We start from the raw sequence: 21,687 nt of genomic DNA, 5'->3' as shown, positions 1-21,687 counted from the left end.
GCGATGTTTGTGCTGCTTGTCACGGGATGCTCCGGGAAAAAAGCGGTAACTGAAAACAACCCGAATGCTTACAAGGTCGGCTTGGTGTTCGACGTTGGCGGGCGGGGTGACAAGTCGTTCAACGATTCAGCCTACAACGGTCTTGAACAGGCCAAGCAAAAACTCGGCATCCAGTTCGACTATATCGAACCATCGGGCGAAGGGGCCGACCGCGAGGCGGCGCTGAGGCAGATGGCCGCCGATCCTGACGTCAAGCTCATCATCGGCGTCGGCCTGCTCTTCACCGACGACATCACGGCCATCGCTCGCGAGTTCCCCGACAAGAAGTTCGCCTGCATCGACTACAATCCGCAGCCGGGCGCAGAGATTCCCTCGAACCTCTCCGGCATCACCTTCGAAGAGAAAAAAGGGTCGTTCCTCGTCGGAGCGCTGGCGGCGCTCGAATCGAAAACCGGCACGATCGGCTTCATTGGCGGCATGGACTCCAACATCATCAGGAAGTTCGAGAGCGGCTACATCGAGGGGGCGCGGTACGTCAAGCCGGAGATCGAGGTCATCACCAACTTCATCGGCATGACCGGCAGCGCTTTCAACGATCCCGCCAAAGGCAAGGAGCTGGCGCTCGGCCAGTACAGCCGGGGCGCGGACATTATCTACCAGGCCGCCGGCGCGAGCGGCATGGGCGTCATCGAAGCCGCGCGCGAGTCGAACAAGCTCGTGATCTGCACCGACATGGACCAGTCCTCTCTCGCGCCGGGCCGCGTTCTGACCAGCATGACCAAAGCGGTGGACAAGGCGGTTTTCACCACCGTTGGGGATGCGATGAACGGAAAGCTCCAGGGCGGCAAGCAGCGGGTCTTCGGTCTCGATGGCCGCTACACCGACTACGTCTGGAACAGCGGCAACGACAAGCTGATCGGCCAGTCCGTCCGCGAGCGCATCGAATCGATCCGCGGGGATATTCTCGGCGGCAAGATCAAGATTCAGGAGTAAAATGTCTTCAGAAAACGGATATGGCTCGGAAGATCGAGCCAGGGCGTTATCTGTCTAACCATCAGTCCTACAATACCATCCAGCATTCGTGAGAAAGAAAATAGTCGTCACCGGAGGCACCGGCTTCATTGGGTCCCGTCTTGTCCACAGGCTGGCTGCTCAGGGCGAAAATGTTCATGCGCTCGTCCGAACCAGTTCCGGCCTGGCCTCTCTCAAAGAGTGCCTTGACAAAATAACTCTCGTTTACGGCGATGTGACGGACATTGCTTCGCTTTCGGCAGCGTTCGAAGGGGCCGACGAGGTCTATCATTGCGCGGGCATTACCTACATGGGCGACCGCAAGAATCCACTGCTTCAGCGAATCAATGTCGATGGTACGCAGAATGTTCTCGACGCCTGCCGCCGGGCAAAGGTGCGCCGGGTGGTGCATGTGAGTTCGATCACGGCGGTGGGCATCAGCGGGTCGAACCGCAAGTTCGACGAGGAGAGCCGCTGGAATTTCGACATGATCGATCTGGAGTATGCCCGCACCAAGCACGCCGCCGAGAAGATCGTGGCTGAGGAGGTGAAAAAGGGGCTGGATGTGGTGATCGTGGTTCCGGCGTTCGTGTTCGGCGCTGGCGACATCAATTTCAATGCCGGGCGCATCATCAAGGATGTGTACAAGCGCAAGATGCCGTTCTATCCCATGGGCGGCATTTGCGTGGTGGATGTGGAGATTGTAGTCGATTGCCTCATCGCCGCCATGAAGAAGGGGCGCACGGGCGAGCGCTATATCGTTGGCGGAGACAATGTTTCGTTCAGGGAGCTTTCCCAGACGATCATGCGGGTCACCGGTGTGCATCAGCGCTCGTTTCCGCTGCCGGTCTGGGGGGCGCACGTCATCAGTTTTTTGCTCAGCTTCAGCCGTTTCAGCAAAAAACGGCGCAAGATTTCAAAGCTCTTCAACATGACCATGTTCACGGTAGCGTCGAAATATCTCTATTTCGATTCATCGAAAGCCCAGCGGGAACTCGGTATGCGCTACGAGCCGTTTGAAGAGAGCATCCGGCGAACCTTCGAATGGTATCGCGAGCGCCAAATGCTGAACTGAGGCGATCATCCGGCAACACGCATGACGGATTGAGCCGCCGTTCGGGTGACAGGCAGACGAGCCGGACTGGTAGATTTCCAAATCCAAATCGGCGCCGAAATCGAAATCGTTTTTTGAATCCATGGTTTCGATTTCGATGGAGCCAAACAGCGCAAGGCAGCATTGCAGAGAGCCTTGCGACGCTGTGTCATCGACTTGTCGCCAGTGAGTTTTCGAGTCCGGGAAAATACCGAAAGAGCCTTCAACATCGCACTCATCGAGAGGAAGATTGCGTATGCAAACCACCACCACACCGTCCAACACGATTGTCGAAAGGGTCGCCCTGACCTGGGCAAATATCCGCCGTTCGACCGCCTCAACTTAGATAAAAACAGGAAAATCGCCGCTTCGTGTGCCGTGGAGTATCACGAGGAGGGGGATACGCTTTCCGGAAAGGGGACGAACTCGGCAGGTTTTCCTACATGGTCATGAAGGAAGCGGTGCGTCTGTTCGACTCCATCGACGGCGAGGAGGTGCTGGTCGATCTGTGCGACGAGGGCGACCTGTTTGGCGTTCGGGCGATCTTCGGCACCAGCGCCTACCTGCTCTCGGCGCAGGTGGTCGAGGAGAGCCTGCTGCTCGCCATCATTCCGGTCGAAACGATCAAAGAGCTGGTGCAGTCGGAGCCTTCGGTCGCGGCATTCTTCACCGGCGCGATCGCCCGGAGCGTACAGCACATCGAGCACTCGCTCTCCGAGGCGCTCGACCTGCGCAGAAGCGGCGCGGAACCCGGCATCGGAAGCCTGCTCGCCAACGAGGCGCTGGTGGTCGATCAGGTGCGCGACGTCATCACCTGCGCTCCCGGCATTCCGATCCGGGAAGCCGCCAAAATCATGTCCGACAACAACATCGGCTCGATCATCGTCGCCGGGGAAAACCGCCATCCTCTCGGCATCATCACCGATACCGACCTGCGCAAAAAGGTGGTGGCCGTCGCCGGTCAGATCAACGAGCGTCCGGTGAGCGACATCATGACAAGCCCGGTCTATACCATCACCGCCGGAAAGACGGTGGCCGACATGATGATGCTCATGGTGCGCACCAAGCTCCGCCACTTCTGCATCACCGCCGACGGCTCGGTCAACGCCCCGGTCATCGGCATTATCTCCGAGCACGACATCGTCACCGCCGAAGGGATCAATCCCGCCGTGATCATGAAGACGATCATGCAGTCCGAGAGCGTCGAGCAGCTCTCGCAGGAGCGAGAGAAAGCCGAAAAGCTGCTGAAGATGTACATCGCCCAGGAGGTGGCCATCCATTTCATTTCGAACATTTTCACCGAACTCAACGACGCGCTGATCGTCAAGGCGATCGAATTTTCGGTTGCGGGAATGAAGAAAGAGGGCATGGAGATGCCCGACATCGAGTTCTGCTGGCTGTCGCTCGGCAGCGAAGGGCGCAAGGAGCAGTTGCTCAGAACCGATCAGGACAACGCCATTCTCTTCCGCGACCCGCAAGATGAGGCCTCGCGCCAAGCCGCGCAGCAAGCGTTCCTCGAACTCGGCAAGCGGGTCAGCGCGATCCTCGTCGCCTGCGGCTTCGAGCCTTGCCCGGCAAAGATCATGGCGAGCAACCCCGAATGGTGCCAGCCGCTGAGCGGATGGATGAACTACTTCCGCAAATGGATCGGTACGCCGGAGCCGAAGGCGCTGATGAACTCGACGATCTTCTTCGATTTCAGGCCGGTCTATGGCAGCACGGCGCTTGCGTTTGAAATGAAGCGAGAGATCAACGCGGAGATTGCGCGAGGTCGGGGATTTTTGCAATTCTTCGCCAAGAACGCCCTGCAAAATCCGCCGCCGCTCGGTTTTTTCCGGAACTTCCTTGTCGAGAAGAGCCGCGAGCACGCGCACGAGTTCGACATCAAGGCGCGCGCCTTGATGCCGCTTTCCGACGCGGCCAGGGTGCTGGCGTGTGAATTTGGCGTCACGGAGTTTCTCGGCACGGTCGAGCGTTTCCGGCGCATCGGCCAGTTGCTGCCGTCGTTTCAGGAGTTGTCGGAAGAGGCCGCGCAGGCCTACGAGTTCCTGATGCGGCTGCGCACTGAGCGCGGCCTGGCCGAGAACTCGTCGGGGCGCTACATCGATCCCGAACACCTCAACAAGATGCAGCGCCAGGAGCTGCGGAATCTGTTCACCACCATCGGCCAGGTTCAGAGCATGTTGAACCTCCGCTACCAGCTCGACTATATCCGTGATTGAGTTCGCCCGCAGAATCCAGGTGTCGAGGCGTTGCCGCAAAGGTTTGTTGCCCGAGAGCATTTGCCGGTACGCCCGCCTTTTCGACCACCCGTTACGGCGCAATACGCCGCTCGACGAGGTGCGTTTCGTCATTTTCGATACCGAAACCAGCGGTTTCGATCTCTCCACGGACAGAATACTTTCGATCGGCGCGGTAGCCATGAACGGCTCGAAGATCGACATTGCCGACTCGTTCGAGGCGCTGCTTCGCCAGGAGGCTATTGGCGGCAAGGATGCGGTCAGCGTACACGGAATCCTGAAGTGGGATCTCACCCAGGGGCTGGAGGAGGATGACGCCGTGCGCCGTTTTCTCGATTATCTCGGCAATGGCGTGATCGTGGCGCACCACGCTGATTTCGACATCGGCATGGCTGGCCGGGTGCTCTTGCGGCGATACGGCATCAAGCTGTTCAACGAAGCGCTCGATACGGCCAGTTTCGCCAAGCGGCTTGAAAAAGGGCCATATTACAACCTCGCGCACAAGAGCGGAGAGTACCGTCTCGACAACCTCTGCGAGCGCTACGGCATCCGCCTCTACGACCGCCACACCTCTTCCGGCGACGCCTACCTCACGGCGCAACTCTTCCAGCGCCTGCTCGCCGTCGGGCGCAAAGCGGGCATCGACACACTGGGGAAGCTGTTGCTGAAATAGTCGTTTGCGAAGAATTTCCGGATCAATAAGATCGGTCGGTTGGCCTCACGACTCCGCCGACTTTCGGGCGAGCAGCATCATCCTCGGCGAAGTAGCGGCGTCGAACGGGCCGCCGTCGTAGTCGCCGACCACTCGTTCAACGGTAAATCCGCCCGATTCGAGCAGCGCCGTGGCTTCATCCAGCGAGTAGAGTCGCACCGATTCCGAGAAAGAGTGCTCCTTGCCGTCGGCTTCGCAGAGGGTGATTCGCTTGGTCACGTGACTTTCCGAAAGCGTACGCTCCTCGATGATCGAGAGCGTTCCGGCGTTGCGCTCGGTGCGAAGCTTGAAATTGTGTTTCAGTTGCGCGGGATTGATGAGGTCGAGCACGTACCAGCCGCCGGGGTTGAGCAGCGCGGCGACGCTGGCGATGACCTGGCGATCTTCTTCGGCGCTCTCGAAATAGCCGAAGCTCGAAAAGAGCTGGGCTGCAAGGTCAAAACGGCGCTCGAAGCGGATTGTCCGCATGTCTTGCCGACTGAACTCCAGTTCGAGATTCTCCGTCGCGGCCAGCTCTCTGGCCTGGTCGAGGAGGAAGGGGGAGAGGTCGTTGGCGGTCACGCTGAGGCCCGCGCGGGCAAAGGCGTGAGCATGGCGGCCAGCGCCGCAGGCAACGTCGAGCACGGAGGGCGCGGGCTGTCGCGCTGGATCGATGCCGGTCAGCGCAAGAATGGTGCGTACGCAACGGTCAGCCTCTTCGGCGTCGCGGTGATGGTAAACCTTGAGATAGAGGGGATGGTCAAACCACTCTTCAAACCATTCCCGGGATTGGTCGCCCCGGGAATGAGATTGGCAGTCGTTCATGAGGTGAGGTCAGACAAAAAGCGGGGGCGTCTTGCCGTAATCACTTGTCCTGTCCAGCCATCGCTTTTTTCAGGACGTCGAGTTCGTTCTCGCCGTTGGGAATACGGACGCTCTTCTCGACGAATTTCCAGGCGTTGGTTTTTTCGGATTTCACCGAATAGACCAGCTTCGCCATTTTGAAATCAACTGTGCCCTTTTTCTGCTTGTCACCGAACGTTTGTTTCTTGGCCATAGGTCGTGTATATGAAATGCTTTGGGTTGACGCTGTACAACAAATTCAACTAAAAAGATACCGAAAGTAAGAAAAATAGTATAAAGAAAAAAGATAAAATGTTCTCTCTGTGTCAGATGCTTCCGCCAGCAAGTGCCATTGAATATCCAAATCGATTTCGATAGCGATTTCGATTTGGATTTCGATGAAGTGGCGTCCTGTCAGCGCATCGTGAGCTTGCCGTTGTGGTAGATGCCCAACGCGTTTCCTTTGAGCGTACGGCCCATGAACGGGGTGTTCCGTGACTTCGAGCCGAAATCGGCCTCTCTGACCGTCCACTCGCGGGCGGGATCGATGATCGTGAGGTTGGCTTTTCGGCCCGTCTGGAAGCGGATCGTCTCCAGACCCATCAGGCGTCGCGGGTTGGTCGAGAGCAGTTCGATGGCCCGTGACAGCGTGATCACTCCTTTCTCGACCAGTTCGGTAATCGTCAGGCCCAGCGAGGTTTCGAGGCCGATGATGCCGAAGGCTGCCTGGTCTGGCGGGCACTCTTTTTCGTGCCGGGCGTGGGGCGCGTGGTCGGTGGCGATGGCGTCGATGGTGCCGTCACGCAGTCCTTCGACGAGCGCCGCGCGGTTCTCCTCCGAAGCGAGCGGCGGCTTCATGATGAAGTTGCCCTTCTCGACCGCATCGCCGAGATCGTGTTCGGTCAGCGTGAAGTGGTGCGGCGTCACTTCGCAGGAGACCTTCAGGCCGGCGGCTTTGGCCTTGCGCACCAGCTCGACCGACGCTGCGGTGCTGATGTGCGCCACGTGGTAGCGCGGCTCGGCTATCGCGCCGTTCAGCTTGTGCTTTTTCAGCCAGGCGATGAGCTGCAAATCGCGGGCGATCATGATCGGCTCAGCCACTTCGGGAATGCCCTTCAGGCCGAGCATCGCCGACACCGCGCCGTCGTTCATCACGCCGCCAGCGGTGAGGTGCTTGTCTTCGGCGTGCTGGATCAGCAGCAGGTCGAAGTTTGCCGCGTACTCAATGGCGAGGCGCATGATCTGCGTGTTCTGGATGGCCGTGCCGTCGTCCGACACCGCCTTCACGCCGTACGACGCATATTTGCCGTAGGGTGCGAGCGCCTCGCCCTTGCTTTCGGCGGTCATCGCGCCGATCACTTCGAGGTCGATCGGCAATCCGGCGCTGTGGTGGCGGATGTAGGCCACGCCGAGCGGGCTGTCGATGACCGGGCGGGTGTTCGGCATGAGCGCCACGCCGGTGAACCCGCCAGCCACGGCGGCGGCGGAACCGGTTTCGAGCGTCTCCTTGTACTCCTGGCCCGGCTCCCGGAAGTGGCAGTGCATGTCGAAAAGTCCGGGCGCGAGCACCTTGCCCGCGAGATCGACGACGCGGTCGCCCTCCTTCGCCGGAATCGGTTCGCCGCCGGTCGTGACCGTTTCGATGAGGCCGTCGTCGCCGATTTTCATCGAACCGGCGGTATCGAGATTTTCAGCGGGATTCAGGAGTCTTGCGTTCAGAAAAAGAGTGCTCATGGTCGGGGAGTGAATGGTTCAGGAAACAGTCGCCTGGATCGATACGAGTGTCTTTGTGTGCGAATCGCCAACGCCGGTTTCGAGCGAAACGTCGAGCCGGTCGCCCGGTTGCACACTGCCGACGCCCGCCGGAGTGCCGGTAAAGATCATATCTCCGGCTCGCAGCCCGTAAATATACGATAAATAATGCACGAGGTAGGCCGGTGAAAAGCTCATTTTCGACACCTTCGAGTGCTGCTTTCGCTCACCGTTCAGCCGGAGCGAAATGGCGAGTTCCTCCCACGCCCCGACAGCGTCGGGGGCGATGAACTCCGAAACGAGTGCGCTCCTGCGGAAACCCTTGCACTTCAGCCACGGATTTCCCGTCTTTTTTGCTTCGAGCTGCACGTCGCGCAGCGTCATGTCGAGTCCGGCGGCGTACCCGGCGATACATGCCGGAGCGTCGGCAAGCTCCACGCAATCGACATCCGCGCCGACCAGCAGCACCAGCTCGCCTTCGTAATGGAGGCTCGCGCTGAGCGGCCGCCCTTCAAACTGCGGAATCGAGGTATTGCCGTCAGTGGAGAGCGCCGTGCCGGGCTTCATGAAGATAATCGGCTCCTCTTCAGGCGGAGGTGCGGGCTTCTCCGGCTCCCACGAAGCCATCTCGCGGGCGTGATCCGGGTAGTTTTTGCCGACGCAGTAAATCGAGAGGGGGAGCGCAGGTTTCGACGGATCCGAAAACGTTTTCATGCTGTTGAAGTGTTTAGGTAATAAGTGATTTTTATTTGCCGACTATCAATAAAGCTCATGAATGCTTTGTGATGACGGGCGATACGGTCAAGTCTCGGGATTGTTGAATATATTGGGTGCAGGATCATCAAAGTCATGCTCGATCAAGACTGAGCTTTTGTTTTGACGCAGATACGTTGTTTGGCGTGACATCCTGAATATCGGCGGGTAGTTCGTTGGCAGTTTTTTTCATGAAATCCGTTTTATAGATAAAATTTTATTCTGACTTCCATGAACAAAAAAGAGCCAAACACTGACCGGCAAACCGGAGCCGCCAATCCGCAGACGAAAACCGTCGAGGCTCTTGAACTGTTGCTCAGATCGGTTCCGGAGTGGAATCGCTACCGGCAGGCGCATCCCGATGAAGCCGTGGAGTTCAACAAGCGGGACTTCAGGGAACTCGATCTTTCAGAAGCCGACCTCAGCGGCGCGAGCTTCAAGGCGGCCAATTTCAGCGGCGCGAATCTCAGCAAGGTGTTATTCCGCGACGCGAAACTGAACGGCGCGAACTTCGCGGGCGCTGATTTGCGCGAGACCGATTTTTCCAACGCCGATATCAGCGGTGCTAATCTGGTGCGGGCCGACATAAGCGGCGCTATTCTGGAGGGTGCGAACCTTTCGATGACCGACCTCAATCACGCCAACCTGAAGGGGGCGATTCTCACCCAGTCGAAGCTCAACTGCGCCAACCTCAACGAGTGCGACATGCGCGAGGCGCTCCTGAGCCGGGCCGATCTTTCTGGCGTGGCGTTGAGCATGGCGAATATTGGCGAGGCCGATCTTCACGACACAAAGCTCGATGATGCCGATCTTATCGGCGCGGATCTGCACGATGCCGATCTCCATGAGGCCAATCTGCACGATGCCGATCTCAGGGACGCGAACCTCCATCACGCCAATCTTCACGATGCCGATCTGAGCGAGGCCGACCTGAGTGAGGCTGACCTGAGTGACGCCGATCTCAGCGAAGCCAATTTTGGCGAAGCCCGCCTCCGCTGGACCAACCTCAAGGGGGCGAACCTGAGCGGCGCGGATTTCAGCATGGCGAACCTGAGCGGCGCGAATCTGACGGGAGCCAATCTCAGCGGCGTTGACTTTACGGGCGCGAACCTCTGCGACGCCAATCTCTGCGGCGCGAATCTCTGCCTGGCCAATTTCAGGGGCGCGGAGCTGAACATGGCCAACCTCGCCGAGACCGAGACGTTTCATACCAGCTTCATGAACCTCGATCTCCGGAAGGTCAAGGGGCTTGAAGCTATCAACCACCATGGGCCGTCGGAAATCAGCATCAGCACCCTGTACCGCTCGCAAGGCCAGCTCCCCGATGCCTTCATGCGCGGATGCGGCGCGCCCGAAAGCATGATCGAGCATGTCCGGGCCATCTCCGGCAAGCCGTACGATTATCTGTCGTGCATCATCAGCCACAGCACCCGTGACAGGAAATTTGTCGAGCGCCTGTACGCCGATTTGCAGACGCAGGGAATCAGGTGCTGGCTTTGCCCGGACACGCTGAAAAGCAACCGCTATATCGACCAGCATTTCGACCGCACGACTCAGTGCTGCGAAAAGATGCTGCTGATCGTTTCCGAACCCAGCATGAAGGGGGAGTGGCTGAAAAGCACGGTGATCAAGGGCGTTCAGCGAGAGGCGCGTGAGGTGCAGCGCCTGCTTTTTCCGGTCAGTCTGGTCCGGGAGAACAAGCTCGACGAGTGGGATTTGACCGATCAGGAGAGCGGACGGAATCTTGGCAGGGAGCTGAGGAAAAATTTTATTCCGTCATTTTACGGCTGGGAGCACGATAACGATCTCTACGACAGGGAGTTGAACCAGCTCGTCGCCGCGCTGAAATCGACCGAATCGGGCCGTTCATGCCAGCTTTGAAAAGCCTCGGCGCTTCAGGCCCGCTCCACAAATACAAAAGCCCTTTACAACACTGTGGCGTAAAGGGCTTCGAGTTTCACTCTCTCTTGAAGCGCGGCTCCGTAGCCGGATAACCGCGTGAGCTTGTTACTGCTTCGGGGCGAGCGCGGTGGTGATGGTCTTGGTCACGCTTTCGACGACCTGGGTTGCCGAATTGATAGTGGTGGTGCAGAGCTGCACACATGCGTTGCTTACCGGTTGAACGGTGTCGGTAGCGGTTTTGAGCGCGCTGCCAGCCATGTCCACAGCCTGCTGGGCCAGGTCGCCCACAGCGGTGAAGAGATCGCCAAATACGCCGATGTTTCCAGATTCGTTTGCCATGATGGTCAGTATTTATGTGTTGAAAAAAAGAGTTGAATATTCTTAGCGAACTGCACGATAAACTTGAAAGGTCGTGCGCAGTGCAATTTTATCTCAATGTAATACAATCCGTTCTCATTTCACATAAATGAATGAGGTTAGACGGTCGTGGCAGAAGAGCCTGAATCGTTATGATATCGGTAATTTCTGGTATGTAAGGAGTCGGGGGAGAAATGCCTCCGTGCTGCGGTATCGCTTTCAGATTTATTATCTTGCGAGTGAGCAACAGAACAAAACAGCCCGTCGGGAGCGCATTTTCTGCGTGGCGTCGGGCAAGAGCGAAAGGATTGTCGCGGCATGGAGTCTGCCACGGAGAGCAAAGCTGAATTGCGAAAGAAACAGCTCGTCACCCGCAGGGCGATGACGATGGAACGTTGGATTTCGGATAGCGAAAAGATTCAGGCGAGGGCCGCATCCTTGTCGCTCTTGCGCAAGGCCGCGAGGATTCACTGCTACGTTTCGATGGAACATGACCGCGAGGCGCGAACGCTGGAGCTGCTCGAAAAGCTCTCGCTCGACGGGAAAGAGGTATATATGCCTTATATTGAACGAGGAGTCATGCGGGCCGCCGTTTACCATCCAGGGCAGCGCTTCAGGGTTTCGCCGTCGGCTCCGGCCACTCCCGAACCGCTCGTGCTGTCGGAAGATGAGTGCTTCGACGTGGTCTTTGTGCCTCTCGCGGGGTTCGATCGTCAGGGCGGACGCATCGGTTTTGGAAAAGGTTGGTATGACCGCTTTTTCAGCCGTCTTTTGGCCAGCGGCGTCCGACCGGTGAAAATCGGCTTGGCGTTCAGCTTTCAGGAGGTTCCCACGGTGCCGTGCGATCCGTGGGACGAGCAGCTCGACATGGTCGTAACAGAAAATGAAATCATCAATTGCCAGCACAACAGCAGATGAGGAACGCGGAAAACGGGACATTGGCCGCCGGAGCGATGGTCGAGCCGGATTTGCGCGATCCGTCGCTCTACGTGAACCGTGAGCTGAGCTGGATCGATTTCAACCAGCGAGTGCTCGAAGAGGCGCTCGACTCCTCGGCGCATCCGCTCCTGGAGCGAGTCAAGTTCATCTCGATCTTCAGCTCCAACCTCGACGAGTTCTTCATGATCCGCGTGGCGGGACTGGATGACCAGTGCGCGGCGGGCATCAACGAGCGCTCGGTCGATGGCTTGACGCCCATCGGGGTTGTCGAGCGCATCCGCGAGCGCGTCATCGGCCAGCTCCGGCAGCGCAACGTCTGCTTCTTCGACGAGATCATTCCGGCGTTCAAAAGGAAAGGGATCGAATTTGTCAGCGTCACTTCGCTCTCCGGCCAGCAGCAGCGAGTTCTTCAGGGCTATTTCAGGAAGGAGATTTTTCCGGTTCTGACCCCGCTGGCGTTCGATACGGGCCACCCGTTTCCCTTCATGTCCAACCTCTCGCTGAATCTGGCCATCGAACTTGAAGACGAGGAGAGTGGCTCGATAAGATTCGCGCGGGTCAAGGTGCCGGGCATTCTGTCGCGCATCGTCCGGCTCGACCAGATCGAGGGACTCGGTTTCGGCGATGAGCGGATACGCTTGTTGTGGCTCGAAGATCTTGTCGAGCACAACCTCGACCAGCTCTTTCCGAGGATGCGCATTTTGCAGTGCCACCCCTTCCGGATCATTCGCGACGCGGATATCGAGATTGAGGAGGACGAGGCGGGCGACTTGCTCGAAAGCATCGAGCAGGGAGTGCGCTCGCGCCGCTACGGCAAGGTGGTGCGTCTCGACATCAATCCCGACATGCCGCACTCCATCAGGAGTCTCTTGGTCAAGAATCTGGAGACTTACGAGCGGAACGTCTATGAAATCAACGGTGTGCTCGGCATGAGCGCGTTGATGGAGCTGCTCGGCATTGACCGGCCCGATCTGAAGGATGAGCTGTTCGTGCCGCACAATCCGCTCGATGGCAAGCAGGCTGTTGACATGTTCGCCGAAGTGCGTTCCGGCGATGTGCTGTTGCACCATCCTTACGATTCGTTCAAGCCGGTGGTCGATCTCATCTGGCAGGCGGCGCGCGACCCCGACGTGCTCTCCATCAAGCAGACGCTCTACCGGGTCGGCAGCAACTCGCCGGTGGTCAAGGCGCTGATGTTCGCCTCCGAACAGCGCAAGCAAGTGGCCGTGCTGGTCGAACTCAAGGCGCGGTTCGACGAGGAGAACAACATCATCTGGGCCAGGGCGCTCGAAGATGCCGGAGCGCATGTGGTTTACGGCCTGCCCGGCCTCAAGACTCACGCCAAGCTGACCATGATCGTGCGGCGCGAGCAGGACGGGCTTCGCCACTATCTGCATCTCGGCACCGGCAACTACAATACGGTAACGGCAAGAATTTATACCGACTACAGCTATCTGACCACCAATCCGGTGCTTGCCGACGATGTCACCGAGCTGTTCAACTCCCTGACCGGCTACTCGAAGCATCGCCAGTACCGCTCCCTGATCGTTTCACCGCTGAACACCCGAAAGTGGATCATGGAGATGATCCGAAACGAAATCGAGCATCAGAAGCGCGACGGAAGCGGCAGAATCGTCATGAAGATCAACTCCCTCGTCGATGAGGAGATCATCCGGGCGCTCTACCGGGCATCGATGGCTGGCGTGAAGATCGATCTGATCGTCCGGGGCATCTGCTGTCTGAAGCCGGGAGTTTCCGGCATCAGCGAGAACATTCGCGTCATCAGCGTGATCGGACGGTTTCTCGAACACAGCCGCGTTTTTTACTTTAACAGTGGCGGCCACTCCCGGCTCTTTCTCGGCAGCGCCGACATCATGCCGCGCAACCTCGACAAGCGGGTCGAGACGCTTTTTCCCGTTGTCGATCAGCGCCTGGTCGAATCGGTGAAGTCCGATCTTGAACTGCTCCTGAGCGACAATCGCAAGGCGTGGGGAATGCAACCTGACGGAACCTATATAAAAAAACGGAACGGACGCTCGGCGACCGACAGCCAGAGGCTGTTCATGCGGCGCTCTCTCCGGAGGAAAAAGAACATAAAAACAAAGGTTAACTGATTATGAAGATTGCAGTTGGAAGCGATCACGCAGGGTATGAGCTGAAAAAAAACGTGCTCTCATGGCTTGAAAAACATGGTTACGATTTCGAGGACATGGGGCCTTATTCAGCTGAATCGGTCGATTATCCCGATTTCGCACACAAGGTTGCCGAAGCGGTTGCGAAAGGTCTTTTCGACCAGGGAATCCTGATGTGCGGCACCGGCATCGGCATCTCCATCGCCGCAAACAAGGTGAAGGGGATTCGCGCGGCCAACGTCTGCGGCCCCGAATACGCGGCGCTGGCGCGTCAGCACAACGACGCCAACGTGCTCGCCTTCGGCGCGCGTTTCAACGACGAAGCGAGCGCCGCGAAGATTCTCGAAAGCTGGTTCGCCGCAGAATTCGAGGGCGGACGCCATCAGCGCCGGATCGACAAAATCGAGTACTGCTGCTGAATGGCCGTGACCTTCTCGCATCTGGTCGAGGCGGACTTTCCGGTCTTCGCCCTTGGCAGCCCGACCGCCGAAGCGGCGCGGAGACTCGCGGGCGCGGGGTGCGTCTGCGCTCCGGTGCTCGAAGGCGAGCGCTATTTGGGAATGCTCTTTCTTTCCGCCCTTCTCGGGGGTCGGAAGGGATGGCCGACAGCCAGGGAAAAGCTTGGCGCGGAGCAGCTCGAAGCCGTCAGGGCGTACCGGCCAGACGAGCAGCTTTTCGACAACCTCATCTCCGTGGCGACGGCGAAATGCGGCGTCGTGCCGCTTGCCGATGCGGAGGGGCGGTATGCCGGTGTGGTTTCGAGCAAGCGAATCCTCGGATTCCTTGCCGAGCGAATTCACTCCGGCGAGGGCGGCTCGACCCTCGAAATCGAAGTGCCGCCAACCGGCGCGAAGCTTTCGGAGATCATCGAGACCATCGAAAAGAATGACGCCTCGATTCTCAGTTTCACCTCGTGGCCAACGGGCGCGGCTGGAGGCGGAAGCATCATCTTTTTCAGGGTCGCCACCCACGACTTTTTCCGTCTCGTCAGGAATATAGAAAACTACGGATATATTATCCGCTACCACTCCATCTTTCCAGACGCCGGTTACGACGAGCTTCGTGAAAAGGCGCTTGAATTTATCCACTATATGGACATGTAAAGGCGCGCAACGGCCATGCGCCACAACGACAGAGACGGCTTATGCACAATGAAGAGTTCAGTACCCTTGCAGCCAGGGTTCGCGAGGCTGCACACAGGTTATATCCGGAAGTAGCGGCGCTGCGCCGTCATCTGCACCAGCATCCCGAGCTTTCCTACCAGGAGTTCCAGACGACCGCATTCATCAGGGAGTATCTCGCCGGGCTTGGCATCGAGGCCGAACCGCCGCTCATGGAGACGGGCGTCGTCGCGCTCTTGCGGGGCGAGGGCGCGGCGTCCGGCGAGCGGCGCACGGTGGCGTTGCGGGCCGACATCGATGCCCTGCCGCTTCAGGAGGAGAACAGTCACGATTTCTGCTCGACGGTCGAGCGCTGCATGCACGCCTGCGGGCACGACATGCACACGGCGATGCTCCTCGGCGCGGCCACCGTGCTCTGCGGCATGAAGGAGGCGCTGAATGGCGATGTGCTGCTGATTTTCCAGCCAGCGGAAGAGAAAGCTCCCGGCGGAGCCAGGCCCTTGATCGAGGCGGGATTGCTGAAAAAGTACAAACCATCGGCAATCTTCGCGCAGCACTGCTTCCCCAGCGTCAAGAGTGGCGGCATCGCCATGTGCAAGGGGAGCTTCATGGCCGCCGCCGACGAACTGTACATCACGATTCACGGCCAGGGCGGCCACGCCTCCGCGCCGCACAAGACGCGCGACCCGATTCTCGCCTCAGCGCACATCATCACGGCGTTGCAGCATCTGGTCAGCCGCGTCTCGCCGCCGCACGAACCGGCAGTGCTCTCCATCGCCTCGATCAACGGCGGCCACGCCACCAACGTCATTCCCGGCAAGGTGACGATGATGGGCACCATGAGAACCATGGACGAAGCGTTGCGCTCGCTGTTGCACGAGAAGTTCGACAGGACGGTCAGGCAGGTCTCCGCCGCTTTCGATTGCGAGGCGGAGGTCGAAATCAGAAGCGGCTATCCCGTTTTGTACAACGATCCCGACATGACCGACCTTGCCTGGGAGGCGGGCAAGGCGTATCTCGGCGACGAAAACGTACACCAGTCGGAGAAGCTCATGACCGCCGAGGATTTCGCCTATTACCTGCGCGAGTGCCCCGGAAGCTTCTGGCAACTTGGCACAGGCCTCGACAATTCCGCGCCGGGCAACCTGTTGCACTCGCCAACCTTCGACCCCGACGAACGCGCCCTCGAAACCGGCATGGGGATGATGAGCTACCTGGCGCTGCGGTATCTGGCGGGGGGAGGAGAATTATGAATTATGAATGTTGAATTATGAATCTGGCCAATAAAATTATCAAACAATTGCCCCGGACTTCAGTCCGGGGTTTATGGATAACACAAAATAAATCAGGGCTTTAGCCCAATATCTTCTTGTTGCGATGGTTGCGATTTATTGTGGCCGGAGTAATAATGTGGACGGAAGAGGAAGAAAGAAAAAAGGCTGGCACGCATCACTGCGGCCAGCCTTTTTTGATTTGCGGGTGATTCGTTCGTTTTACGCCTTGCCGTTGGAGCCGAGCACGTTGACGATTTTGTGCATGTAGAGCTGCTTGAGCGCGTCACGGGCGGGACCGAGATACTTGCGCGGATCGAACTCCTCCGGCTTCTCGTCGAGCACCTTGCGTATGGCGGCGGTCATGGCGAGCCTTCCGTCGGAGTCGATGTTGATCTTGCAGACCGCCGAGCGCGCGGCTTCGCGGAGCTGGTCTTCGCCGATGCCGATAGCATCCTTGAGCTTGCCGCCATGCGCGTTGATCATCTGCACCAGCTCCTGCGGAACGGACGAAGCGCCGTGCAGCACGATCGGGAAGCCGGGAATGCGCTTTTCGATTTCGGCGAGAATGTCGAGGCGGATGCTGTGCTCTTCGCCGGGCTTGAACTTGAAGGCGCCGTGCGAGGTGCCGATGGCGATGGCAAGGCTGTCAACGCCGGTCTTGCCAACGAAATCCTCCACCTGATCGGGTTCGGTATAGGTGTGCGTCGCGGCGTGAACATCATCCTCGATGCCGGCCAGTACGCCCAGCTCGCCCTCGACGGTGACGTCATGCTGGTGGGCGTATTCCACGACTTTACGGGTCAGCGCCACGTTGTCTTCGTAGCTCAGGTGCGAGCCGTCGATCATGACCGACGAAAATCCGGTCTCGATGCAATCCTTGCACAGCTCGAAGCTGTCGCCGTGGTCGAGGTGCAGCACAATCGGAATCTCGCATCCGAGTTCGGCGGCGTATTCAACCGCGCCGGCAGCCAGATGACGCAGAAGCGTTTGGTTGGCGTAGCTGCGAGCGCCTTTCGAAACCTGGAGGATAACCGGCGAGGCGGTCTCGACGCAAGCCATGACGATCGCCTGCAACTGTTCGAGATTGTTGAAATTATACGCCGGAATGGCGTATCCGCCGCTGACGGCTTTGGCGAAAAGATCACGGCTGTTGACGAGTCCCAGTTCCTTGTATCCGGTGAATTCATTCATAAAAAAGACACTCCATTTGAGATTGATTGATTGCAGGTGTAGTCTGTCGAAATTTTTTTTGCCATTTTATAAATTACGCAGAAACCTGTTATGCAGAGAGCATGTTTTGTAATATAATACATTGAATCAGGATTCGTGCGAATCCGGGAAAATCCGCTTTTTTTCAGAACTTACCAAAGTGACACCATTTGTGATTATGAACAAGCTGCGTTCAGTACTGTTTCCTTTTCTGTTTTTCTTTCTGATCCTCGCCTTCTCATGGGATCACTCCCAGGCCGTCAGCGCCAGGGCCGCTTCCGCTCCGGCGATACTGAAACCCACTCCGAACCAGGAGGAGGCCGCCCGCTACATCGCCCAGTACCTGCTTCAGAACCATTACCGCAAGGTTCCGGTCAACGACTCACTGGCCCAGCAGATTTTCAACCGTTATCTCGACAATCTCGACAACAACCGCAGCTACTTCACGGCTCCCGAGGTCGAAAAGCTCAGGCAGGAGATTGGGGTTCATCTCGATGACGATTTCGTTTCCGGCAATCCGACGAGAGGTTTCGCCATCTACAATCTCTTTCTGAAGCGCGCCAGAGAGAAGATGGCGTATATGAAAAGTACGCTCGAAACGGCGAAATTCGATTTTTCCACTCCCGAGACGCTTGAACTCGAACGGAGCAAGACAGCCCCGTGGCCTGCTGATCAGACTGAACTGCACGATCTCTGGCGCAAGGAGTTGAAGTATCAGTACCTGAGCGTGAAGTATTCTGGCGAAAAAGGAAAAAATATCAAGACAGAACTCCTGAAAAGCTTCAATAACCGTCTCAAAATCTTCAACCAGCAAAAGCCGGAAGATGCTTTTCAGGCATACATGTTAGCGGTTACTTCCTCGTTTGATCCGCATACCGACTACTTCTCGCCGGATGAGTTCGAGAATTTCCAGATCGACATGAGCCGTTCGCTCGAAGGCATTGGCGCGAAGTTGCAGATGGAGAACGAATATACGGTGGTGAACGAAATCATTCCCGGCGGCCCGGCCTTCAAAAGCAACCACCTGAAGAAGGGCGACAAGATCGTTGGCGTCGGTCAGGGCGACAAGGGAGAGATCATCGATGTCACCGGATGGCGTATCAATGATGTCGTCAAAAAGATCAGAGGGCCAAAAGGCACGGTCGTCCGGCTCAAGGTGCTTCCGGCCAGCCAGGCGGGCAAAGGCCCGGCAAGGATCATCCGACTGGTGAGAGCCACGGTTGACTTGCAGGAGCAGGCCGCGCAGAAAAAGATTATTTACGAAAACGGCCACAAAATTGGCGTCATCGTTCTTCCTTCATTCTATCTCGATTTCGAAGGCGAGCGGCAGCAAAAGCAGAACTACACGAGCACCACGAAAGATGTGACCAAAATCATCAATGAACTCAAGCGAGAAAATGTTGAGGGGATCATTGTTGACCTGAGGGAAAATGGCGGCGGATCGCTCGAAGAGGCGGTCAACGTCACCGGCCTGTTTACCGGCAAGGGGCCGGTCGTGCAGGTCAGCAACGCGCTTGGCGGCAAGATGGTGCTCAAGGACGAGAATTACCCGATGCTTTACAGCGGTCCGCTGGTGGTGCTGGTCAACCGTTACAGCGCATCGGCCTCGGAGATTTTCGCGGCGGCGATTCAGGACTATGGCCGCGGCCTGGTCGTGGGTGACAGAACCTTCGGCAAGGGCACGGTGCAGAGCATCGTGAACATACAGCGCCCCTTCAGCATGTTCATGAAGCAGAGCGACCTCGGCCAGCTCAAACTGACCATCGCCAAATTCTACCGCATATCGGGCGGCAGCACCCAGCATATCGGCGTCCTGCCCGATATCGTCCTGCCCTCGTTGATCGATCCGGAAGTGGTTGGCGAGGATACCTATACGAGCAGCCTGCCGTGGACGACGGTCTCGAGGACGCCTTATGTTCCTTCCGGAACCGTCAGCCGCGAAGAGATCGCGTCGCTGAAAAAAGAGTTCGCCCAACAGTCCTCCAAAGACAAGCACTACCAGTCCTACCTGGCCGACCTGGCGACCCTGAACCGCATCCGCCAGCGCAAGAGCGTGTCGCTCCAGGAAAAGAGCTTCGAGGCGGAGAACAAGAGCCTGAAAGTGATTCAGGATCGCTGGGGAGACGCGAACATCGATACCGGTAAAAAGAAGAAAACCGACTTTATCCTGCAAGAGGCTGCCAGCGTTCTGGATGATCTCGTGGCGCTCAAGTCGCGGCCAGCCATTCCCGCCGCCGCTCCGGCGCCGAGACCTGCGGTAAGGCAAGTGGTTCCGGTGAGATAAAGCGGAGTTACAATGAAATGAAAAAAGGCGCTCGAACGGGGCGCCTTTTTTGTTTGGGGAAAGTGGACGGTCTGGACGGCGTGGACGAGGTGGACAGGATTGGAAACTGGCCTGGGCGGGTTTTATGCCCGCCCTGTTTCGGAAAACCGGAACCCTCGCAAGGGCAGCCGCGAGGGCTGCCCCTACAAGAGATTGTTCATCAACGCGCCGCTTTCGCTCTGGCGATCTGCTCTTCGACCGACTTGAACGAGCAGCTTCCGGCGGTTTTCTTGGAGTTCACGCTGGCGTCGGGTTTCAGGTCGTCGTAGATGGTCTCGTCGAACGCTTCCGAGAAGGCGCGGTACTCGTCGAGCGAGATGGTCGGCAGGGTTTTGCCCTCTGCGATGGCGTAGGCTACGATCTTCCCGGTGATGCGGTGGGCGTCGCGGAAGGGAATCTGCTTTTTGACCAGGTACTCGGCGATCTCGGTGGCGAGGCTCAAATCCTCGGCGGTCAGCCGGGCGAGGCGCTCCTCGTTCAGCCAGGTTTTTTCGATCATCCGGCGGAAGACCGAGAGGCTTGACGCGGTGGTTTCGGCGGTGTCGAAGAGCGGCGGCTTGTCTTCCTGCATGTCGCGGTTGTAGGAGAGCGGCAAGCCTTTCATGATGGTGAGCAGGTTCATCAGGTTGCCATAAACGCGCCCCGTTTTGCCGCGCACCAGCTCGGCGATGTCGGCGTTCTTCTTCTGCGGCATGATCGATGAGCCGGTGGCGAAAGCGTCGCTGATCGAGAGGTAGTTGAACTCCGCCGAACTCCAGAGAATCACATCCTCCGAGAAGCGCGACAGATGCATCATGATCATCGAACAGGCCGAGACGAACTCGATCACCAGGTCGCGGTCGCTCACCGCGTCGATGCTGTTGATGAACACGCCGTCGAAGTCAAGCAGTTCCGCAGAACGCACCGGATCGAGCGGCAGGGTGCTGCCCGCGAAGGCCGCCGCGCCGAGCGGCGAGATGTTGGCCCGCCGACGCAGGTCGCCGAGGCGCTCTCTGTCGCGCCCGAACATCGAGTGCCACGCCATGTAGTAGTGGCCTGCGGAGATCGGCTGGGCGCGTTGCAGGTGCGTGTAGCCGAACATGATGGTGTGCTTGTACTGCTCCGCCTTGTCGAGCAGCGTGGCCTGCATCGCTTCGAGCAGGCCACTGATGCGGTCGGTGTTGCGGCGCAGGTAGAGCCGCGTGTCGGTCGCCACCTGGTCGTTGCGGCTGCGACCGGAGTGCAGCTTGCCCGCCGCCGGGCCGATCAGCTCCTTCAGTCGGTTTTCGATCACGGTATGAATATCCTCGTCCTCCCAAACCGGCACGAGTGCGCCCGACTCGATCTCCTGCTCGACCGCCTTCAGCCCTTCGACAATCTGCCCGGCCTCCTCCGGCGAGATGATGCCCTGCTCGCCGAGCATGGTCGCATGGGCGACAGAGCCTTGTATATCCTCACGATAGAGCAGCCCGTCCACATGCACCGACGAGGAGAACTTCAGCGCCTCCCGATCAAACGGTTCCGAAAAACGGCTCTGCCACAAGAGTTCTTTCTGATTGGACTGATCGGACATGGTAACGTAATGCTATGAGATTGGCGGGGAAGAAGCCCCGTGAAAATGGTTTCGGGAAGATAAGGAACATAATTGATAATGGATAATTGAGAATGGGGGGAGAGGCCGGGCGTGTGGCTGTGCACCCTTGTCGTGGTTGTGTATTGTAGAGGCGGCTCTTTCTCAATTGTAGGGGGGGCATGGCTTGCACAGTGTTGGCATTTCTCTGTAGGGGCAGGCCTCGCGCCTGCCCTCTTTGGTGGACAACGTGGACGCGACGGACTGTGTGGACAAGATCACTGACGATTTTTTCTGGGAATGCGCACGCAAAGAACTCTACAAAGCAAAGCACTCGTGTCTTTCAAAATAAATTTGTTGCTCAGCCATGCGAGAAAAAGAGCGTATTGGCTATATTGCATTTGGCATTTCCCAAACCCGCGGGTCTGTTCAACTAAGTGTGTAAACGGTCGTAATCAAACGGGAAGCCGTCCTTCGAATTTAATGGAAAACTGGTTG

Annotated in this window: 18 protein-coding genes; 11 read left to right on the top strand and 7 right to left on the bottom strand. The window is 58.0% G+C overall.

Annotated features, from left to right (window positions below; all coding sequences use genetic code 11):
* The first annotated feature begins 3 nt into the window (after positions 1–3).
* From FGF66_RS10155 to FGF66_RS10140, 4 genes are all read left to right on the top strand, one after another.
* Entirely contained in the window at positions 4–993 is a 990-nt protein-coding gene (locus FGF66_RS10155) for a BMP family lipoprotein (protein ID WP_246046655.1), read from the top strand.
* A gap of 88 nt (positions 994–1,081) precedes the next feature.
* Positions 1,082–2,086 (top strand): SDR family oxidoreductase, encoded by a 1,005-nt coding sequence (locus tag FGF66_RS10150; protein WP_139457528.1) that lies wholly within the window; start codon positions 1,082–1,084, stop codon positions 2,084–2,086.
* Between the two features lie 461 nt (positions 2,087–2,547).
* Positions 2,548–4,326, top strand: coding sequence for a DUF294 nucleotidyltransferase-like domain-containing protein (locus FGF66_RS10145; RefSeq protein WP_342779654.1), 1,779 nt, complete (start codon positions 2,548–2,550; stop codon positions 4,324–4,326).
* Positions 4,319–5,017: a 3'-5' exonuclease gene (locus FGF66_RS10140; protein ID WP_139457527.1), complete on the top strand. Its 699-nt coding sequence runs from the start codon at positions 4,319–4,321 to the stop codon at positions 5,015–5,017. Before FGF66_RS10145 ends, FGF66_RS10140 begins: the two co-directional genes overlap by 8 nt.
* 45 nt (positions 5,018–5,062) lie before the next feature.
* On the opposite strand, the gene FGF66_RS10135 is transcribed toward FGF66_RS10140, so the two are convergent.
* The 4 genes from FGF66_RS10135 to FGF66_RS10120 all read right to left on the bottom strand — a co-directional run bounded on the left by FGF66_RS10135 (position 5,063) and on the right by FGF66_RS10120 (position 8,344).
* Positions 5,063–5,860: a class I SAM-dependent methyltransferase gene (locus tag FGF66_RS10135; RefSeq protein WP_139457526.1), complete on the bottom strand. Its 798-nt coding sequence runs from the start codon at positions 5,858–5,860 to the stop codon at positions 5,063–5,065.
* Between the two features lie 40 nt (positions 5,861–5,900).
* The gene (locus FGF66_RS10130) at positions 5,901–6,092 is read right to left on the bottom strand and encodes a hypothetical protein (RefSeq protein ID WP_139457525.1); all 192 of its coding nucleotides are present in this window, start codon (positions 6,090–6,092) and stop codon (positions 5,901–5,903) included.
* Positions 6,093–6,292: 200 nt separating this feature from the next.
* Positions 6,293–7,612, bottom strand: a complete 1,320-nt coding sequence (locus tag FGF66_RS10125) for a dihydroorotase (protein WP_139457524.1) — start codon at positions 7,610–7,612, stop codon at positions 6,293–6,295.
* 18 nt (positions 7,613–7,630) lie between these two features.
* A complete protein-coding gene (locus tag FGF66_RS10120; protein WP_139457523.1) occupies positions 7,631–8,344 on the bottom strand; it encodes a fumarylacetoacetate hydrolase family protein in 714 nt (237 codons plus the stop codon).
* 270 nt (positions 8,345–8,614) lie between these two features.
* Between FGF66_RS10120 and FGF66_RS10115 the strand changes: the two genes are divergently transcribed.
* Positions 8,615–10,264, top strand: a complete 1,650-nt coding sequence (locus FGF66_RS10115) for a pentapeptide repeat-containing protein (RefSeq protein WP_139457522.1) — start codon at positions 8,615–8,617, stop codon at positions 10,262–10,264.
* A 126-nt stretch (positions 10,265–10,390) separates the two neighbouring features.
* Here FGF66_RS10115 and FGF66_RS10110 read toward each other — a convergent pair whose 3' ends face one another.
* Entirely contained in the window at positions 10,391–10,624 is a 234-nt protein-coding gene (locus FGF66_RS10110) for a chlorosome envelope protein F (protein WP_139457521.1), read from the bottom strand.
* A gap of 336 nt (positions 10,625–10,960) precedes the next feature.
* On the opposite strand from FGF66_RS10110, the gene FGF66_RS10105 reads away from it, so the two are divergent.
* From FGF66_RS10105 to FGF66_RS10085, 5 genes are read left to right on the top strand one after another with little or no spacing between them, the layout of a single operon-like run.
* Complete coding sequence (locus FGF66_RS10105; RefSeq protein WP_139457520.1) at positions 10,961–11,560, top strand: 5-formyltetrahydrofolate cyclo-ligase; 600 nt, start codon at positions 10,961–10,963, stop codon at positions 11,558–11,560.
* A complete protein-coding gene (gene ppk1, locus FGF66_RS10100) occupies positions 11,557–13,695 on the top strand; it encodes a polyphosphate kinase 1 (protein ID WP_139457519.1) in 2,139 nt (712 codons plus the stop codon). Before FGF66_RS10105 ends, ppk1 begins: the two co-directional genes overlap by 4 nt.
* Before the next feature lie 2 nt (positions 13,696–13,697).
* Positions 13,698–14,132 carry a ribose 5-phosphate isomerase B gene (rpiB, locus tag FGF66_RS10095; RefSeq protein WP_139457518.1) on the top strand — a complete coding sequence of 145 codons (435 nt, stop codon included), beginning with the start codon at positions 13,698–13,700 and terminating at the stop codon, positions 14,130–14,132.
* A complete protein-coding gene (locus FGF66_RS10090) occupies positions 14,133–14,816 on the top strand; it encodes a CBS domain-containing protein (protein WP_139457517.1) in 684 nt (227 codons plus the stop codon).
* 41 nt (positions 14,817–14,857) lie between these two features.
* Positions 14,858–16,087, top strand: coding sequence for a M20 metallopeptidase family protein (locus FGF66_RS10085; RefSeq protein WP_139457516.1), 1,230 nt, complete (start codon positions 14,858–14,860; stop codon positions 16,085–16,087).
* A 240-nt stretch (positions 16,088–16,327) separates the two neighbouring features.
* On the opposite strand, the gene FGF66_RS10080 is transcribed toward FGF66_RS10085, so the two are convergent.
* A complete protein-coding gene (locus tag FGF66_RS10080) occupies positions 16,328–17,299 on the bottom strand; it encodes a class II fructose-bisphosphate aldolase (RefSeq protein WP_139457515.1) in 972 nt (323 codons plus the stop codon).
* A gap of 196 nt (positions 17,300–17,495) precedes the next feature.
* On the opposite strand from FGF66_RS10080, the gene FGF66_RS10075 reads away from it, so the two are divergent.
* Positions 17,496–19,601: a carboxy terminal-processing peptidase gene (locus FGF66_RS10075; RefSeq protein ID WP_139457514.1), complete on the top strand. Its 2,106-nt coding sequence runs from the start codon at positions 17,496–17,498 to the stop codon at positions 19,599–19,601.
* Positions 19,602–19,800: 199 nt separating this feature from the next.
* Here FGF66_RS10075 and argH read toward each other — a convergent pair whose 3' ends face one another.
* Positions 19,801–21,192: an argininosuccinate lyase gene (argH, locus tag FGF66_RS10070; RefSeq protein ID WP_139457513.1), complete on the bottom strand. Its 1,392-nt coding sequence runs from the start codon at positions 21,190–21,192 to the stop codon at positions 19,801–19,803.
* Positions 21,193–21,687: the final 495 nt, after the last annotated feature.

This window comes from Chlorobaculum thiosulfatiphilum, assembly GCF_006265165.1.
Lineage (GTDB): Bacteria > Bacteroidota > Chlorobiia > Chlorobiales > Chlorobiaceae > Chlorobaculum > Chlorobaculum thiosulfatiphilum.
This window is presented reverse-complemented; position numbering and strand designations above follow the sequence as displayed.

What these genes read in the sequence shown, in the direction of transcription:
- FGF66_RS10155 (WP_246046655.1), top strand. Translation starts at nt 4, where the DNA reads ATGTTTGTGCTGCTTGTCACGGGATGCTCCGGGAAAAAAGCGGTAACT.
- FGF66_RS10145 (WP_342779654.1), top strand. Translation starts at nt 2,548, where the DNA reads ATGGTCATGAAGGAAGCGGTGCGTCTGTTCGACTCCATCGACGGCGAG.
- FGF66_RS10135 (WP_139457526.1), bottom strand. Translation starts at nt 5,860, where the DNA reads ATGAACGACTGCCAATCTCATTCCCGGGGCGACCAATCCCGGGAATGG.
- FGF66_RS10130 (WP_139457525.1), bottom strand. Translation starts at nt 6,092, where the DNA reads ATGGCCAAGAAACAAACGTTCGGTGACAAGCAGAAAAAGGGCACAGTT.
- FGF66_RS10125 (WP_139457524.1), bottom strand. Translation starts at nt 7,612, where the DNA reads ATGAGCACTCTTTTTCTGAACGCAAGACTCCTGAATCCCGCTGAAAAT.
- FGF66_RS10120 (WP_139457523.1), bottom strand. Translation starts at nt 8,344, where the DNA reads ATGAAAACGTTTTCGGATCCGTCGAAACCTGCGCTCCCCCTCTCGATT.
- FGF66_RS10115 (WP_139457522.1), top strand. Translation starts at nt 8,615, where the DNA reads ATGAACAAAAAAGAGCCAAACACTGACCGGCAAACCGGAGCCGCCAAT.
- FGF66_RS10110 (WP_139457521.1), bottom strand. Translation starts at nt 10,624, where the DNA reads ATGGCAAACGAATCTGGAAACATCGGCGTATTTGGCGATCTCTTCACC.
- FGF66_RS10105 (WP_139457520.1), top strand. Translation starts at nt 10,961, where the DNA reads ATGGAGTCTGCCACGGAGAGCAAAGCTGAATTGCGAAAGAAACAGCTC.
- ppk1 (WP_139457519.1), top strand. Translation starts at nt 11,557, where the DNA reads ATGAGGAACGCGGAAAACGGGACATTGGCCGCCGGAGCGATGGTCGAG.
- rpiB (WP_139457518.1), top strand. Translation starts at nt 13,698, where the DNA reads ATGAAGATTGCAGTTGGAAGCGATCACGCAGGGTATGAGCTGAAAAAA.
- FGF66_RS10090 (WP_139457517.1), top strand. Translation starts at nt 14,133, where the DNA reads ATGGCCGTGACCTTCTCGCATCTGGTCGAGGCGGACTTTCCGGTCTTC.
- FGF66_RS10085 (WP_139457516.1), top strand. Translation starts at nt 14,858, where the DNA reads ATGCACAATGAAGAGTTCAGTACCCTTGCAGCCAGGGTTCGCGAGGCT.
- FGF66_RS10080 (WP_139457515.1), bottom strand. Translation starts at nt 17,299, where the DNA reads ATGAATGAATTCACCGGATACAAGGAACTGGGACTCGTCAACAGCCGT.
- FGF66_RS10075 (WP_139457514.1), top strand. Translation starts at nt 17,496, where the DNA reads ATGAACAAGCTGCGTTCAGTACTGTTTCCTTTTCTGTTTTTCTTTCTG.
- argH (WP_139457513.1), bottom strand. Translation starts at nt 21,192, where the DNA reads ATGTCCGATCAGTCCAATCAGAAAGAACTCTTGTGGCAGAGCCGTTTT.